This window comes from Barrientosiimonas endolithica, assembly GCF_030296655.1.
GTDB lineage: Bacteria > Actinomycetota > Actinomycetes > Actinomycetales > Dermatophilaceae > Barrientosiimonas > Barrientosiimonas humi.
The window spans coordinates 478,217-494,363 of record NZ_AP027735.1 but is presented as its reverse complement, the minus strand read 5'-3'; the positions used below and the strand labels follow the sequence as shown (position 1 = coordinate 494,363).

Sequence of the window (16,147 nt, the reverse complement as noted above, 5' to 3'; positions counted from 1 at the left end):
GTTGAACTGGTATCGCTGAGGAAGACGAACGAGGTAGCCGCGTACGTCCGTGCCTCGATGGATCGCAAGGGCGACCGGTGGACGGTCGAGACGCAGCTGCGGAAGATCAGGGCGCTGGCCGAGGCCAAGGACTGGGAGGTCGTTGAGGTCTACGACGACAACGCGGTATCGGCGACGAAGAAGCGCCGCGCTGGCACCCGGTGGGCCGAGATGCTGGACGACGCCCGGGCGGGTCGGTTCTCGATGGTCGTCGCCGTGGACATGGACCGGCTCCTGCGCAGCACGAAGGACTTGAACACGCTGATCGACCTGGGCCTGCGCGTCGTCACCGTGGACGGCGAGATCGACCTCTCGACTGCGGACGGCGAGTTCCGAGCGACGATGCTCGCCGCTCTCGCGCGGTTCGAGGCCCGTCGCAAGGCCGAACGACAGATCCGTTCCAACGAGCGCCGCCGCGCCGAGGGCATCCCGGCATCCACCTGGAAGGCGTTCGGCTGGACGAGGGAGGGTGAGCTGATCGAGGCGGAGGCCGACGCCGTACGGCGGGCCTTCGATGCGTTCCTCGGCGAGCCGTCGCTGTCGATCCGTCGCATCCGCGAGGACCTGAACAGCGCCGGTCATCTGACCGCGCGCGGGTCGGCGTTCTCCGTCGATGCCGTGCGGTACCTGCTGGCGAACCCGCTCTACGCTGGCTACATCAAGCACTACGCCTCGGGCGAGCTGTACCCGGTGCAGGGCGAGGCGTTCCCTCCCATCGTCGGCGAGCAGACCTGGAGGGCCGCGGTGGCGAAGCTGGAGGACAACGTGCGGAGGTCGGCGAGGCAGGGCAACCAGCCTAAGTACCTGCTGTCCACGATCGGGCTGTGCGGGAAGTGCGGCGCGACGCTCGTATCGGGGACGAACAGCCGCAAGCAGCCGACGTACCGCTGCGGCGAGCAGTTCCACCTCACCCGCCAACGCGAACCCGTCGACGCGATGGTCACCGAGGCGGTGCTCACCCGCCTGTCCTCGGTGGACGTGCACGACCTCGTGATGCCGCAGGAGGACGATGGGCCGGACCGCGAGGAGCTGCTGACCGAGCGGAATGCCCTGGTCGAGCGCGTGAAGGAACTGAGCCCTCTGCTGCTGGACGTGCGCCAGCCCGTCTTGGAGATCACCGAGGCGATCAGGGGCGGGAAGGTCCGCATCGACGAGATCGACGCGGAGCTGCTCGACCGCTCGGTGTCGGTGGCGGCGAAACTGCTGGCGGACGTGGATGAGCCACTGGGCACCATGGAGCGCCGCGAAGTGGTCGAGTCGAAGTGGAAGGCACTGGACATGGACCGCCGCCGGATGCTCGTGGATGAGCTGGTGACGGTGACCATCGAGCCCATTGCCCCCGGCCACGTGAAGTTCGACCCCGCCCTCATTCGGATAGAGCCGCGTCGCGACTAACACGCGAATCGACTCGTCAGTGGACTGGTGAGTCGAGTCGTGGGAGAATGGTTGCAGACAAGAAGATCCCACCGGGGCCGCGACTTAGAAGCGCGGGGTTCTACTCCCGGATGAGTAGCCGGTCAAACAGCCCAATTACCGTGGCGGGGAACCGGAAGCACACTCATGTTTGAGGACTTCCGATGTCTGTCGTTATCGACGCTCCCCGCGCATCTGCGCTGGACTGCCCTGGGCTCGACCAGGACTCGACCCCCGTTCCGCAGGCTGATGGGCTCGATCCCGTCATCGCTGCCGCCCTCGCCGCCGGTCGCCGAGCTGGTGAGCGCCTGGCCCGCACGCCGCTGACTCCGCGCCAGCGGGCCGCGGTCGCCGCCGTGATGGGTGGTGATCGCTGATGAGCGCCAACTCCGCCGCCTTCGACCACGTGAACGGCTTCCGCTGGCGTGTGAGCGACCCCACTCTCGCCGACAGCGAAGCGCACCTCTACGACCTCGGCGTGCTCCGCTCCGTGCTGGAGGAGGCCGTCGAGATGGCCGCCGCCGATGCCCGCGCCGACGGGGTGACCTGGGCCAAGATCGGCGACGCCCTCGGCGTCACGCATCAGGCCGTCATCAAGCGTTACCGCAAGGGCGGTGCCCGATGAACGCCGCCGAACGCACCAGCGCCACCGCTCCCGCTGACCTGACCAGCCCGACCGATGGGCCTGGCCTGGCATCCGCCGGAGGCGGGCTGCCCGTCGTCGTGATGCCCGTCCTCATCCGTGCTCCGCACTCCAAGAGTTCCGGGAGCCTCATCCGTTCCTACGGGCGCGGCAAGGGCTTGTCGATTGCCGCGCCATGCAACAACATGCCTGGTCAGCTGCCGGTTTCGCCTTCGCTCCACCGCGTGACCCCGCAGGATCATTTGGGGTCTCATTTGGGGGTCAATAGGGGGTCATTTAAGGCGCCGCACGCTCCTTCCGACGTCCTGGGCGGTGGTCGTCGTGGCTAAGCAGGAGAACAACCCGACGAGCATCGGTCTCACGCAGTACCTCGATCCGTCGTACTGGACCTGGGCCGCCGGCGATCCGACCGGAGCCGCGCTGCTCCAGCAGGGAGCCGGAGCGATCCTCACCTACGTGGTGCAGCGGCTCGAGGCCATCGGCTGCGAGGTCATCGAGGCCTACGGCATCGTGCACGACAAGGACGAGCGCGAGGTCTGGAGCGACACGGAGAAGGCTCTGGTCGTCGAGCCGAAGCCGGATCACCTGCACGCGGTGATCAAGTTCGCCAGCCGCGCGAAGAGCGCGCCTCTGGATCGGCTCGCGTTTGGCATCGGCGTCGAACCGCAGTACGTCGAGAAGCCCGGTCGCGGGCGGTACGCCTTCGACAACATGCTCTCGTACCTGACGCACGTGAAGTACGCGGACAAGCACCAGTACGCGCCTTCGGAGGTCGCCACGGTGCGCGGGCCGGACTACCTCGGCATCGACGCCCAGCGCCGGGAGACGTGGCTCAAGGGTCGCGCCCACGTGAAGAAGAAGGTCGTCGCCGAGAACTTCGAGGACATGCGCGAGCGCGTGCTCCAGGGCGAGATCACGCGCGATCAGATCATGCTTACCGATGAACTGTTCGACATCTACTCGCGGCATCAGCGGGAGATCGACGATGCCCTGTCGGCCTATGGTCAGCGCCGTGCGTACCGGGCGGCGGCGAAGCTCCGCGCCGGTGAGTTCTCGACGCACGTGGTGTTCGTCCACGGGGATGCCGGTATCGGCAAGACCCGGTTCGCCACGGACTTCACCTCCGAGGCGATCAACGCGGCGAACGCCCACGGCGAGCGGTGGCAGGTCTACCGGGCCGCCACGGGGAACCCCTCGATGACTGGCGCGGGGAGGAAGTGCTGCTGCTCGACGATCTGCGCGCCTCGGCGATGGACGCGAACGACTGGCTGCTGCTGCTCGATCCGTACAACGCCTCGCCTGCGAAGGCTCGGTACAAGAACAAGGGCGAGGTGGCCCCGCGTCTCATCGTCATCACGGCGACGATCGAGCCTGTCGAGTTCTTCTACTACGCCCGTCAGAAGGGCAACGTGGACGAGGCGCTGGACCAGTTCATCCGCCGCCTGGCCTCGGTCGTGAAGGTCTACCGTGCCGACGACATCAACCGCTACCTCGTGCAGCACATCGGAAGGATCGAGCCCTACGAGTGGCATCAGTGCAGCGTTCCGGCCGCCGCGCACACGCCCGGCATGTACGGGAACGCGTACCACCGGAACGCCGGGTCGCGGGAACTGACCTACGGTCCGGAGACCTCGGCGGACCACGACGCGGACGGCGCGGTCGCGGAGCTGCTGAGCGGGCTCGCCGTGCGGAGTCCGGACGTGCCGCTGGCACTGGTGCCGCATGAGCACCGAACTGGACGCGCTCTTTCAGGGGGTCGAGGGGCCGGAGGCCCTCGCAAGCAGGCATGGAGGACACGAGCGTCAGCGATGTGTCCGACATGCCTACTGCTTGCCACTCTGGCGTACAGGTAGAGCAGCAGGCCGACTCCCAGGTGAACACCGGTCGGGCTGATGCGGAGGCTGTGCGTCAGAGTCACGGCGGCGCGAAGCGTCGTCGTGGCAGCGGCGGGCGGCTCGATACCCGCTTCGATGACGCCACGCTCGGGGCGCTTCGCACTCGTGCGAAGCGGCTCGGGCTGGCTCCGAGCACGTGGGTGCGGACCGTCGTGCGGGATGCGCTCCACGCCTCTCGGAGCGAGGAGCTGGACGCCGCCGTGGCCGCGCACCTGCTCGGAGCCGAGTTGCGCGTGCAGGCCTCGGCGGACGCCCGCGAGCTGGCCGCCCAGGTGCGCCCGCTGGCGATCAACGTCAACGACCTGGACCGCCGCGCGCGGGCCGGTGAGGCGGTGGCGCTGTCGGCAGAGGTGCCCGAGCTGATCGAGTTGCTGCGCGGGGTCCGGGCGCTGCTCGGGGACCGGACGGCGTCATGAGCACCACGCACTACAGCCCGAGCACGAGCGCCGGAGACACGGAGCGCTACATCCGAGGCGAGGCGGACGAACGCGGGGTCGCGATCACGTGCGATGTGCCGGGAGGCCCCGGCGCATTCTCGGCCCGCGCCCGCGCGCTCACGCAGAACACGAAGCGCGACGTCGAGGCGCTGCACTATCGCCAGTCGTTCAGCGACGAGGAGTTCGACCCGAACAGCCCGGAGGACGTGCAGCGGGTGAACGATCTGGGCTACCAGCTCGCGAAGAAGATGCACCCGGACTCGGACTGCCTTGTGGTGACGCATGTGGATGGACGTGGCCGCAAGCCGCACAACCACATCTTGGTCGTCAACCACAACAACCGCGCCGGGAAGGCGCTCTCGGACTACCGCACGTTCCACGACCGCAAGGCAGGGAACCAACGGGGCGTGCAGTCGGCAAACGACGAGCTGATGCGCGAGCACGGCCTCTCGGTCGTGAAGCGGCTGGAGCACGCGCCGAAGGACTGGGAGCTGCGCCGCGAGGACTTCGCCGAGGGGTCGCTCGACCGGGAGATGGGCGACCGGATGAGCGCCGCTCTGGCCAATCCTTGGTCGGTGGACAAGCCCGGTCTCGAATCGGTGATCGCGGAGCAGAACCAGCAGCTTGGCGACGACGGGAAGCAGGTGCCGCGGATGCGCCTGCACACAGCCGTGAGCAAGCGGGGCAAGAACGTCGGCAAGGAGACGTGGACGCTCTACATCGAGGACCGCCGAGGTGAGTCCGGGCGCGCCGAGCGCCGCAAGCGCACCAGCGCCCTCTCGGCGGACTTCACCCCGGAGGGCGCGCAGGCGTTCTTCGACTATCACCAGCAGCAGAAGGAGCAGGGCCATGAGCGCAGCGCTCGACAGGCTGAAGCAGCAGAACGCGCCGGACGAGCAGCGGCAGCAGCTCGGCATTCCGGAGACGATGGAGGCGTTGACCTCGATCCTCGCCGCCGTCGAGGCGCAGAACGCGCGGCTCGACCGGCTGGCCGAGCAGCAGAAGAAGCTCGCGGGGTTCGTGAAGGTCATGGACGAGGAGATGAGCAAGCGCATCGACCGGGCGTCGACCTCGCAGCCGTCCGTCAGCACGTCACCGCAGATCGAGAGCGTCGAGAGCAGGCTGAGCGAGATCGAGAGCACGCTCGGCGAGTTCGTGCAGAGTCTCGACGGGAAGCGGCTGAACGCCGCCTCGCAGAGTTTGATCGCCGAGGCGCAGAAGAACCACGCGGCTACGGCCTCGGCGATTGAGGGACTCAAGGCACAGGCCGCGGCGAACCAGAAGCTCGTGAGCCAGGTCGGCGGGGCCGTGCAGCGGATCGAGAAGCGCACCGAGGAACGGGTCGAGAAGGCCGTCGAGCAGGTCGCCGGGGAGGCCTCGGCCACGATGACGGCGAACCTCGACGCGTCCAACGAGCGCGCCGAGCGGATCATCGCCGCGACGGCGAAGCTGGAGGCCCGACAGCTCTGGTCGGCTGGCGCTGCGATGTGCCTCGCCCTCTTGCCGGTGGTCGTGGTCGTCGCTGGGCTCTGGATGGGCATCGCTGGGCTCATCACAGGCGCTCAGTGGGCCCTCGACGTGGACGGGAGCCTTTGGCTCGGCATCGGGCGCTGGCTCGTGGTTGCCGTGGGCCTCACCGGGGCCGGCTACGGGCTCTTCGCGTCCGTCCGTTGGGTCGCGTGCCTCGTTGAGACCTGGAGGGGCCGCGGGATGCCGAAGTGGCCCCGCTGGCGCAAGTAGGTGAATCCGGTTCCCGAGGGCAAGCGCGCGGAGCGCGTGCGGCAGCCCTGACGTGTCGACAACAAGTCAGCAGTCCCTGTATAGTTCAGTGCATGCTGACCATTGCTTCACGCCTCGACGTCATGAACCGGCTCGGCCGGGCCATGGCGGACCCGACGCGATCCCGGATCCTGATGACCCTGCTCGACGGCCCAAGCTACCCGGCCGTGCTCTCGCGCGAGCTGGAGCTGACGCGCTCGAACGTGTCGAACCACCTGACCTGCCTGCGCGACTGCGGGATCGTGGTCGCCGAGCCCGAGGGGCGGCAGACGCGCTACGTGATCGCCGACCCGCATATCGCGGCGGCGCTCACGGCCCTCGTGGACGTGACGCTGGCCGTCGACGAGCACGCGCCATGCATGGACTCGCAGTGCACCGTGTCGGGCTGCTGCGGGACAGGAGCGGCCAAGTGAGCGCGGCGTGCGGCTGCGACGAGCCCGAGACCGCGGCCGGTGAAGCAGTCGACGAGGAACAAGAACGCCCCTGGTGGCGGGATCGCGGGATCATGGTCCCGGTCTTCTCCGGCGTCGCTTTCGGCACCGGCCTGGCCTTGGAGTGGTCCGAGTGGGAGATCCCGGCGCTGGTGCTGTTCTGGATCGGCCTGCTGCTGGGCGCGTCGACGTTCACCCCGGGCGCGATCCGGAAGCTGTTCAAGGGCAAGCTGAGCATCAGCCTGCTGATGACGATCAGCGCGATCGGCGCGGTCATCCTCGGCTACGTCGAGGAGGCCGCCGCGCTGGCGTTCCTCTATTCGATCGCCGAGGCGCTGGAAGACAAGGCGATGGACCGGGCCCGAGGCGGGCTCCGGGCGCTGCTCAAGCTCGTCCCGGAGACCGCGACCATCCGCCAGGGCGGCGCATCGGTCGAGGTCGCCGCGAAAGACCTCGTTGTCGGTCAGCTGATGCTGGTCCGGCCGGGCGAGCGGATCGCGACCGACGGCGTCGTCCGCACCGGCCGCTCCAGCCTGGACACCTCCGCGATCACCGGGGAGTCGATCCCCGTCGAGGTCGAGCCCGGCGATGCCGTGTCGGCCGGTGCGATCAACACCGCGGGAGCGCTGGAAGTGGAGACGACCGCGGCGGGCACCGACAACTCGCTGACCACCATCGTCGACCTGGTTGAGAAGGCGCAGGCAGAGAAGGGCGACCGCGCCCGCCTCGCCGATCGCATCGCCCGACCACTCGTGCCCGGCGTGCTCATCCTCGCAGTCCTGGTCGCCGTCATCGGTTCGCTGCTCGGCGACCCGGAGCTGTGGATCACCCGCGCCCTCGTGGTGCTCGTGGCGGCGTCGCCGTGCGCGCTGGCGATCTCGGTGCCGCTGACCGTGGTCGCTGCGATCGGCTCGGCGAGCAAGTTCGGCGTGATCATCAAGTCCGGGGCCGTGTTCGAGCGCTTCGGCGTGATCCGCCACGTGTCCGTCGACAAGACCGGCACCCTGACCCGCAACGAGCCCGCCGTCACCGCAGTCCTCACCACTGACGGTGTGACCGAGGAACAGGCGCTGGCCTGGGCCGCAGCGCTGGAGCAGCACAGCACCCACCCCTCGCGGCCGCGATCACCGCTGCAGCCCCCGGGGCCCCTGCTGCCGAGGGCGTGACCGAGCAGGCCGGGCACGGCATCGAAGGCAAGCTCGACGGCGCGCGGGTCACGGTCGGCAGTCCCCGCTGGTTGGACGCCGGGCCGCTCGGCGACCAGGTGGCAGGCATGGAGGAGCAGGGCATGACGGTCGTCATCGTCCACCGCCACGAGATCCCGGTCGCCGCGATCGGCGTCCGCGACGAGCTGCGCCCCGAGGTCCCCGAGGTCGTCCGCGCCCTCGAGTCCCAGGGCGTGGGCATGACCATGCTCACTGGCGACAACGCCCGCACCGCACGTGCCCTGGCCGCGCAGGCAGGGATCGAGGACGTCCGCGCCGAGCTGCGCCCCGAGGACAAGGCCGCCGCGATCGGCGAACTCGGCAAGAACGGGTCGGTGGCGATGATCGGCGACGGCATCAACGACGCCCCCGCCCTCGCCGCCGCGGACATCGGCATCGCGATGGGTGCGACCGGCTCCGATGCCGCGATCGAGTCCGCCGACGTCGCCTTCACTGGCCACGACCTGCGCCTGCTGCCGCGTGCGTTCGACCACGCCCGCCGCGGACGTCACATCATCAACCAGAACATCATCCTGTCGCTGCTGATCATCGCCGCCCTGCTTCCGCTCGCCCTGTTCGGCGTCCTGGGGCTGGCCGCGGTGGTGCTCGTACACGAGATCGCCGAGGTCGTCGTGATCCTCAACGGCCTGCGAGCCGCCCGGACGCGGAGGGTCGGCGCGTGACCGCGCAGGACGCCGCCGTCGAAGGGACGAGCACGCAGGAGCACGGCCCAACGGCAGGGGGCAAGCGTGCCCTCCGCCTTGCGCTCATCGTGGCCGTGCTTGCCCTGGCCGTGGACCAAGGGTCGAAGGCCCTCGCCGTTGCGCAGTTGACGCCGGGCGAGCGGATGCCACTGCTCGGCGACCTGTTCGGATTGTCGCTGGTCTACAACCCCGGGGCCGCGTTCTCGCTCGGCTCCGGAGCCACCTGGATCTTCACGATTGTCGGGCTCCTCGCTGCCGTGATGGTGGTCGTTTTCGCCGTGCGGCTGCGCGGGGCGAGGTGGGGCGTCGCGTTGGGCCTGGTCCTCGGTGGCGCGGTCGGCAACCTCGTCGACCGGCTCGTGAATCCGCCCTCGTTCGGGCAGGGGCACGTCACCGACTTCCTTGCCTACGGAAACCTGTTCGTCGGGAACGTCGCCGACGTCTTCATCGTCGCCGGCGTCGGGCTGGTCTGCGTGAACCTGCTCCTACCGACTCCTCGCACGACAGCCGAAACCGACCGAACGGATCCCGCTTCATGAAGGTCGAACTGCTGCACATCGTCGACTGCCCGAACACCGCCGTCGCCGAGGAGCACGCACGCGCCGCTCTGGACTCGCTGGGGCTCACGGACGTGCCCGTCGAGCTGGTCACGATCCACAGCGAGGCCGAGGCGGCGAACACCAGGTTCGGAGGCTCGCCCACGATCCTCGTCGACGGCGTCGACCTGTTCCCGACGACACCGGTTCGCTCCCTCGCGTGCCGGGTCTATGCGACGGAGACCGGGTACGCCGGAGCCCCGGCTGCGGCACAGATCGATGAGGCGCTTCGCGGCCGCAGGCGAGGCGGCGGAGGCGAACGATAGGTCCAGTGTTACAACCCAGACGTGCGCTAGCGCATGTCGATCACGCCGGTGCCGACCTCGATGCGCTTGGTCTTGGCGGCCATGGTCGACAGCAGCGGGATGGGCCCGGCGGCCTGCTTCTCGAAGTGGTGGACGCGGACGTACGCGCCGTTGACGCCGATCTCGTCGGCCGCGACCGCGAGGTCGACGGTCTGCCGGAGCATCTCGCCCGCGGTGCGCGTCTGCGACCCGGGGAGCGGCGAGTAGTGACCGAAGCTGAGGAACCCGAATGCCTTCATGGACGTGTCAACTAAACCACCCGGTGGGTTGTTCCCGGCAGGTTTCACCTGCGACGAACGCCGCCGAAACACGGCCGAAACGCGGGTGTCGTTGAGTGCCGGCCATGCACCTCACCCCCGCCGACACCGAGAAGCTGCTGCTCGCGGTCGCCGGCATGCTCGCCCGCGACCGCCTCGCCCGCGGCGTCGCGCTCAACCACCCCGAGACCGTGGCGCTGCTGTCGACCTGGGTCGTCGAGCGGGCCCGCGAGGGCGCCCTCGTCGAGGACCTGATGGAGCAGGGCCGCGGGGTGCTGACCCGCGAGCAGGTCATGCCGGGCGTCGCCGAGCTGATCACCGACGTGCAGGTCGAGGCGACCTTCCCCGACGGGCGCAAGCTCGTCACGATCCACCACCCCATCGCATGAGACGCCCCGCCCGTACGTCCGCGCCGGCACCCCGAGGGATCGCACCGTGAGCAGACCCCAGCACGAGGGGCCGGGCGCGATCCGCGTGCGGCCCGGCACCATCACGCTCAACGCGGGCCGCGAGACGCGCGACCTGGTCGTCGAGAACACCGGCGACCGGCCGATCCAGGTCGGGTCGCACCTGCACCTCGCCGAGGCCAACCCGGCGCTGACGTTCGACCGGGCCGCGGCGGAGGGCTTCCGGCTCGACGTCGCGGCGGGCACGTCCGTGCGCTTCGAGCCCGGCGTCACCCGCGAGGTGCGCCTGGTCGCCCTGGGTGGTCGCCGCCGCGTGCCGGGCATCGGGCTGCCCCCGGCCACGGGTGGTGGCGTCGATGGTTGAGCTCGACCGCGCGACGTACGTCGACCTGTTCGGTCCGACGGTGGGCGACCAGGTGCGCCTCGGCGACACCGACCTGTGGATCGAGGTCGAGGACGACCTCACGGTGGGCGGCGACGAGGCCGTCTTCGGCGGCGGCAAGTCGATCAGGGAGTCGATGGCCCAGGGGCTGCGCAGCCGCGCCGCCGGAGCTCTCGACACCGTCATCACCAACGTGGTCGTGCTCGACCACTGGGGCGTGGTGCGCGCCGACGTCGGGCTGCGCGACGGGCGCGTCGTCGCGCTCGGGCGCGCCGGCAACCCCGACGTCGCCGACGGCGTGCACCCCGACCTGGAGATCGGTCCCGGCACCGACGTGATCGCCGGCGAGGGCAAGATCCTCACCGCCGGCGGCATCGACATGCACGTCCACTTCCTGTCGACCAGCCAGGTGCACGAGGCGCTGGCGACCGGGCTGACCACGCTCGGCGGTGGCGGCACCGGGCCGTCGGAGGGCTCGAAGGCCACGACCGTCACCCCCGGCCCGTGGCACCTCGCGTCGGTGCTGCGCGGGCTCGACGCCCTGCCGGTCAACGTGCTGCTCATGGGCAAGGGCAGCACGGTGAGCGCCGACGGGCTGGCCGAGCAGGCGCTCGGGGGCGCGGGGGCGTACAAGGTGCACGAGGACTGGGGCGCCACGCCCGCGGCCATCGACGCGGCCCTGCGCGCCGCCGACGAGCACGGACTGCAGGTCGCGCTGCACAGCGACAGCCTCAACGAGGCGGGCTACGTCGGCTCGACCCTGCGCGCGATCGGCGGCCGGTCGATCCACGCCTTCCACACCGAGGGGGCCGGCGGCGGTCACGCGCCCGACATCCTGTCGATCGCCGCGCAGCCGAACGTCCTTCCGGGGTCGACGAACCCGACGCTGCCGCACACGGTCAACACGGTCGCCGAGCACCTCGACATGCTGGTCGTCTGCCACCACCTCAACCCCGCGGTGCCGGAGGACCTGGCGTTCGCCGAGTCGCGCATCCGGGCCACGACGATCGCGGCGGAGGACCTGCTGCACGACCTCGGCGCGCTGTCGATCACCTCGTCCGACGCGCAGGCGATGGGGCGCATCGGCGAGGTGATCACCCGCACCTGGCAGGTCGCGCACGTGATGAAGTCCCGGTTCGGGTCGCTGAGTGCGGACGAGCGCGCCGACAACGACCGCGCGCGTCGCTACGTCGCGAAGTACACGATCAACCCGGCCGTCGCGCACGGCATCGACGGAGAGGTCGGCTCGGTCGAACCCGGCAAGCTCGCCGACCTGGTGCTGTGGGACCCCGGTTCTTCGGCGTACGTCCGTCGCTGGTGATCAAGTCCGGCGTCATCGCGTTCGCCGCCCTGGGCGATCCCAACGCCTCGATCCCGACCCCGCAACCGGTGCTGATGCGGCCGGCGCTCGCGCAGGACGACGCGGCGACCAGGTCGGTCGCGTTCGTCGCTCCCGCGGCCGCGGAGTCGCGGCTTGGTGACCGGATCGGGTTGCGGCGCAACGTGATCGGCATTCGGTCCACCAGGGAGGTCACGAAGGCCGACATGGTGAACAACTCGGCGACGCCGCGGATCGACATCGACCCGGAGACCTTCGCGATCGACATCGACGGCCAGCGGGTGCAGCCCGCGCCGGCCGAACGGCTGCCGCTGGCCCAGCTCTACTCCCTGTTCTGAGGCCCCGATGTCGTCGATGTCCCTGCTGCTCGCCGACGGCCGTCTGCCGGTCGGCGGCCACGCCCAGTCGGCCGGGCTCGAGCCCGCCGTGCAGGCCGGCCTGTCGCGGGAGGAGGTTCCGGGATTCCTGCGGGCGCGGCTGCGCACCACGGTCGCCGTCGACGCCGGGGCGGCCGTCGTCGCCCTGCACCTGGTGCGCAGCACCGGCGACCCGGCGCCGGCCCTGCGGGCGTGGGAGGCGCGCACGCCCAGCGACGTCGTGCGCCGCGCCCAGGTGGAGCTCGGCCGCGGCTACGGCCGGCTGCTGGCCCGCATCGGGGGCCGGTCGACCGGAGCCTCCCTCGCCCGATCGCGTTGGCGCACCTGGCTTTTCGGCTGGAGGTCGCGTCCGACGACCTGGCCCGGGTCGTCTGTCACGACGAGGTGCAGTCGGTCTGCGCCGCCGCGCTCAAGCTGCTCCCCTGGACCCGCTCGACACGGTCGAGTGGGCGCTGGAGGCCGCCCCCGAGGTGGAGTGCGTGGTCCAGGCCGTGGCCGGCCTGACCGACCCCGACCAGATCCCCGCAGCCACGGCTCCGGCCGCCGAGCTGTGGCAGCACGCCCACGCCCGCACCACCAGGAGGCTGTTCCGTGCCTGAACCCACCCGCGCCATGCGACTCGGTGTCGCCGGACCCGTCGGCACCGGCAAGTCGTCGCTGATCGGCACGCTGTGCCGAGCGCTGTCCGGCGAGCTGCGCCTCGGCGTCGTGACCAACGACATCTACACCCAGGAGGACGCCGAGATGCTCCGCGCCGCAGGCGTGCTCGAGCCCGACCGCATCCGGGCGGTCGAGACGGGAGCCTGCCCGCACACGGCCATCCGCGACGACATCACCGCCAACGCCATCGCGGTCGAGGACCTGGAGGCCGACCATGGCCCGCTCGACGTGGTGCTCGTGGAGTCCGGCGGCGACAACCTCACCGCCACCTTCTCGCCGGCGCTCGTCGACGCTCAGTTGTTCGTGCTCGACGTCGCGGGAGGTGGCGACGTGGTGCGCAAGGGCGGCCCCGGCATCGCACGCGCGGACCTGCTCGTGGTCAACAAGACCGACCTGGCCGCGCACGTCGACGTCGACGCCGAGCTGATGGTCGAGCAGGGCCGAGCCGCCCGCGACGGCCGACCGGTCGTGGGGCTGTCCCGGCGCGACCCGGCCTCCGTCGGTGAGCTGGCGGACTGGGTGCGCCGGACGTACGCCGAGTTCCGTCGTGGCGCACTGGTGCCCAGCGACCCGGGCCCGATGGCGCCGCACTCGCACTCCCGCGACGAGGACGCGCTCGTGCACGGTCACCGACACGCATGACCCAGGTCCACGTCGCCGGCTGCGGCGCGCGACCGAGGGTGCGGCTGCGCGGCGGGCTGCTCTCCCCGCGGCTGCTGCGATCGCCTGCCGGGACCGCCCGGGTCGCGCTGGTGGCGACCGGCGCGACCCTGCTGGGTGGCGACCGGGTCAGCCTGGACCTGCGGGTCGAGGACGGCGCGACCCTGGAGCTGGTCGACGTGGCCGGGACCGTGGCCTACGACGGGCGGGGCGAGCCGGCGCACTGGGACGTCTCGGTCGCCGTGGGTGCCGGCTCGACGCTGGCGTGGCACGGCGAACCGCTGGTGGTGGCCGAGGGGGCGCGCGTCGAGCGCACCATGCACGTGCAGGTCGAGCAGACCGGGCGGCTGCTGCTGCGCGACCGGGTCGCGCTCGGCCGCACCGGCGAGCGCCCCGGCGAGATCGACTGCCGCACCCGGATGACCCTCGCCGGGCAGCCGGCGCTCGTCGAGGACCTGACGCTCGACGCCGAGTCCTGCCTGCTGCCAGGGATGCTCGCGGGCGCCCGGGTCGTCGACACGGTCACCGCGCTCGGGTGGCGGCCGGCGCAGACCGTCCCCGCCGGTGCGACCGCACCCGGCGCGACCACCGGCCCGACCACCCCCGGCGCGACAGCGCCCGACCACGCTGGGCCGGCCTGCTTCTCGCTCGCGGCGACGGGGGCGTACGCCCGCGAGCTGGTGGACCAGGCCCACCGCTCCCGGCTCTCCGGCATCTGGGACGCCTGGCGGGGTGAGCTTCGCGCGGCGGGCGACTGATTACGCTCGTGCCTGTGATGCGAGCCGCCCGATGACCGCCGACCGACCGCGCGACCGGACCTTCGGCTTCCGCACCCGCGCGGTGCACGCCGGAGCGGTCCCCGACCCCTCCACGGGCGCGCGCGCCGTGCCGATCTATCAGACGACCAGCTTCGTCTTCGACGACACCACCGACGCCGCGACGCTGTTCGCGCTGCAGAAGTACGGCAACATCTACACCCGCATCGGCAACCCGACGGTCGCCGCGCTCGAGGAGCGGATGGCCAGCCTCGAGGGCGGGCTCGGCGCCGTCGCGACCGCGAGCGGGCAGGCCGCGGAGTTCGCGGTGTTCGCCGCGCTCGCCGGCGCGGGCGACCGCATCGTCGCCTCGTCCAACCTCTACGGCGGCACGCTCACCCAGCTCGACGTGACGCTGCGGCGGTTCGGCGTCGACACCGTCTTCGTGGGTGGTGGCGACCCGGCCGACTACGCCGCGGCGATCGACGAGCGCACCCGCTGCGTGTTCGTCGAGGCGGTCGCCAACCCCTCCGGCGCGGTGGCCGACATCGCGGGCCTCGCCGAGGTCGCGCACGCCGCGGGCATCCCGCTGGTCGTCGACGCGACGACCGTCACGCCGTTCCTGCTGCGCCCCATCGAGCACGGCGCCGACATCGTCATCCACTCCGCCACCAAGTTCCTCGGTGGGCACGGCACGACGCTCGGCGGCGTGGTGGTCGAGTCGGGCCGATTCCCTTGGGACAACGGCAAGTTCCCGGTGATGACCGAGCCCGTGGCGTCGTACGGCGGGGTGTCGTGGTGGGGCAACTTCGGCGAGTACGGCTTCCTCACCAAGCTGCGCTCGGAGCAGCTGCGCGACATCGGGGCGGCGCTGTCGCCGCACAGCGCGTTCCTGCTGCTGCAGGGGGTCGAGACGCTGGCCCAGCGGATGACCGAGCACGTGCGCAACGCCCGGCAGGTGGCCGAGTGGCTGGCCGCGGACGAGCGGGTGGCGTGGGTGGCGTACGCCGGGCTCCCGGACCACCCCGACCACGACCGTGCGCAGCGGTACCTCCCCGATGGACCGGGCGCGGTCTTCTCGTTCGGGGTCGCCGCGCCCGACGGCGAGGAGCGGGCGGCCGGGCAACGGTTCATCGAGGCGGCCCGGCTGTGCAGCCACCTGGCCAACATCGGTGACGCGCGCACCCTGGTCATCCACCCCGCCTCGACCACGCACCAGCAGCTGAACGACGACCAGCTCGTCGCCGGCGGCGTGCGCCCCGACCTGGTGCGCATCAGCGTCGGCATCGAGGACGTCGACGACATCCTGTGGGACCTCGACCAGGCGCTCGACGCCGCGACGAAGCCGGGAGGCGACGCATGACCTGGACCGAGCCGTCCGCCCTCGAGCGGCAGGCGATCCTGCGCCAGGCGCGCACCATCGCGATCGTCGGCGCGTCCGACAACCCTTCTCGCGCAAGCTATTTCGTCTCCACCTACCTCCAGGCCGAGACGTCGTACGACCTGTGGTTCGTCAACCCGCGCCTCACCGAGCTGCTCGGGCAGAAGGTCTATCCCTCCCTCGCCGACCTTCCCGGCGAGCCCGACGTCGTCGACGTCTTCCGCAAGGCGTCCGACCTGCCGCAGGTGGCCGACGAGGCGATCGCCGCGGACGCCAAGGTGCTGTGGTTGCAGCTCGGCCTGTTCGACCAGGACGTCGCCGACCGCGCCACCGACGCCGGGCTGCAGGTCGTGATGAACCGCTGCCTGAAGGTCGAGCACGCCCGCTTCCACGGGGGCCTGCACCTGGCCGGTTTCGACACCGGCGTGATCGACTCGCGCCGGCGTCGCTGACCGACCGCAGGACGCGTGCCACCCTGAGCC

The 16,147-nt window shown here is 70.9% G+C and carries 13 protein-coding genes and 5 pseudogenes; 17 read left to right on the top strand and 1 reads right to left on the bottom strand.

Features of this window, described 5'->3' with window-relative positions; all coding sequences use genetic code 11:
* The first annotated feature begins 57 nt into the window (after window positions 1-57).
* The 10 genes and pseudogenes from QUE40_RS02485 to QUE40_RS02440 all read left to right on the top strand — a co-directional run bounded on the left by QUE40_RS02485 (window position 58) and on the right by QUE40_RS02440 (window position 9,408).
* Window positions 58-1,434 (top strand): recombinase family protein, encoded by a 1,377-nt coding sequence (locus tag QUE40_RS02485; RefSeq protein ID WP_433997067.1) that lies wholly within the window; start codon window positions 58-60, stop codon window positions 1,432-1,434.
* A gap of 394 nt (window positions 1,435-1,828) precedes the next feature.
* Entirely contained in the window at window positions 1,829-2,077 is a 249-nt protein-coding gene (locus tag QUE40_RS02480; protein ID WP_026529989.1) for a helix-turn-helix domain-containing protein, read from the top strand.
* Between the two features lie 330 nt (window positions 2,078-2,407).
* Window positions 2,408-3,813 (top strand): annotated as a pseudogene (locus tag QUE40_RS02475) (Rep family protein); the annotation flags it as partial.
* Window positions 3,814-3,881: 68 nt separating this feature from the next.
* Window positions 3,882-4,406 (top strand): hypothetical protein, encoded by a 525-nt coding sequence (locus tag QUE40_RS02470; RefSeq protein ID WP_289232222.1) that lies wholly within the window; start codon window positions 3,882-3,884, stop codon window positions 4,404-4,406.
* A pseudogene (locus QUE40_RS19590) lies at window positions 4,403-4,816 on the top strand (relaxase/mobilization nuclease domain-containing protein); the annotation flags it as partial. The gene QUE40_RS02470 and the pseudogene QUE40_RS19590, both read left to right, overlap by 4 nt.
* Window positions 4,817-5,276: 460 nt before the next feature.
* Window positions 5,277-6,167, top strand: coding sequence for a GumC domain-containing protein (locus tag QUE40_RS19585; RefSeq protein ID WP_433997037.1), 891 nt, complete (start codon window positions 5,277-5,279; stop codon window positions 6,165-6,167).
* Between the two features lie 92 nt (window positions 6,168-6,259).
* A complete protein-coding gene (gene cmtR / locus QUE40_RS02455) occupies window positions 6,260-6,619 on the top strand; it encodes a Cd(II)/Pb(II)-sensing metalloregulatory transcriptional regulator CmtR (protein ID WP_289232219.1) in 360 nt (119 codons plus the stop codon).
* Window positions 6,616-8,525: pseudogene (locus tag QUE40_RS02450) on the top strand (heavy metal translocating P-type ATPase). Before cmtR ends, QUE40_RS02450 begins: the two are co-directional and overlap by 4 nt.
* A complete protein-coding gene (gene lspA, locus QUE40_RS02445) occupies window positions 8,522-9,085 on the top strand; it encodes a signal peptidase II (protein WP_026529997.1) in 564 nt (187 codons plus the stop codon). Before QUE40_RS02450 ends, lspA begins: the two are co-directional and overlap by 4 nt.
* Window positions 9,082-9,408, top strand: coding sequence for a hypothetical protein (locus tag QUE40_RS02440; RefSeq protein WP_026529998.1), 327 nt, complete (start codon window positions 9,082-9,084; stop codon window positions 9,406-9,408). The genes lspA and QUE40_RS02440 overlap by 4 nt, the downstream gene beginning before the upstream one ends.
* 29 nt (window positions 9,409-9,437) lie before the next feature.
* Here QUE40_RS02440 and QUE40_RS02435 read toward each other — a convergent pair.
* Window positions 9,438-9,686 (bottom strand): annotated as a pseudogene (locus tag QUE40_RS02435) (LLM class flavin-dependent oxidoreductase); the annotation flags it as partial.
* Window positions 9,687-9,790: 104 nt separating this feature from the next.
* Between QUE40_RS02435 and QUE40_RS02430 the strand changes: the two are divergent.
* The 7 genes and pseudogenes from QUE40_RS02430 to QUE40_RS02400 all read left to right on the top strand — a co-directional run bounded on the left by QUE40_RS02430 (window position 9,791) and on the right by QUE40_RS02400 (window position 16,117).
* Window positions 9,791-10,093: an urease subunit gamma gene (locus tag QUE40_RS02430; RefSeq protein WP_289232218.1), complete on the top strand. Its 303-nt coding sequence runs from the start codon at window positions 9,791-9,793 to the stop codon at window positions 10,091-10,093.
* Window positions 10,094-10,139: 46 nt separating this feature from the next.
* Window positions 10,140-10,475, top strand: a complete 336-nt coding sequence (locus QUE40_RS02425) for an urease subunit beta (RefSeq protein WP_289232217.1) — start codon at window positions 10,140-10,142, stop codon at window positions 10,473-10,475.
* Window positions 10,468-12,170, top strand: a pseudogene (locus tag QUE40_RS02420) (urease subunit alpha). The gene QUE40_RS02425 and the pseudogene QUE40_RS02420 overlap by 8 nt, the downstream one beginning before the upstream one ends.
* A gap of 630 nt (window positions 12,171-12,800) precedes the next feature.
* On the top strand, window positions 12,801-13,511 hold the full coding sequence (gene ureG, locus QUE40_RS02415) for an urease accessory protein UreG (protein ID WP_289232216.1): 711 nt from the start codon (window positions 12,801-12,803) through the stop codon (window positions 13,509-13,511).
* Window positions 13,508-14,287 carry an urease accessory protein UreD gene (locus QUE40_RS02410; RefSeq protein WP_289232215.1) on the top strand — a complete coding sequence of 260 codons (780 nt, stop codon included), beginning with the start codon at window positions 13,508-13,510 and terminating at the stop codon, window positions 14,285-14,287. The genes ureG and QUE40_RS02410 overlap by 4 nt, the downstream gene beginning before the upstream one ends.
* Before the next feature lie 31 nt (window positions 14,288-14,318).
* On the top strand, window positions 14,319-15,647 hold the full coding sequence (locus tag QUE40_RS02405; protein ID WP_289232214.1) for an O-acetylhomoserine aminocarboxypropyltransferase/cysteine synthase family protein: 1,329 nt from the start codon (window positions 14,319-14,321) through the stop codon (window positions 15,645-15,647).
* Window positions 15,644-16,117, top strand: a complete 474-nt coding sequence (locus QUE40_RS02400; protein WP_289232213.1) for a CoA-binding protein — start codon at window positions 15,644-15,646, stop codon at window positions 16,115-16,117. Before QUE40_RS02405 ends, QUE40_RS02400 begins: the two co-directional genes overlap by 4 nt.
* Window positions 16,118-16,147 lie beyond the last annotated feature (30 nt).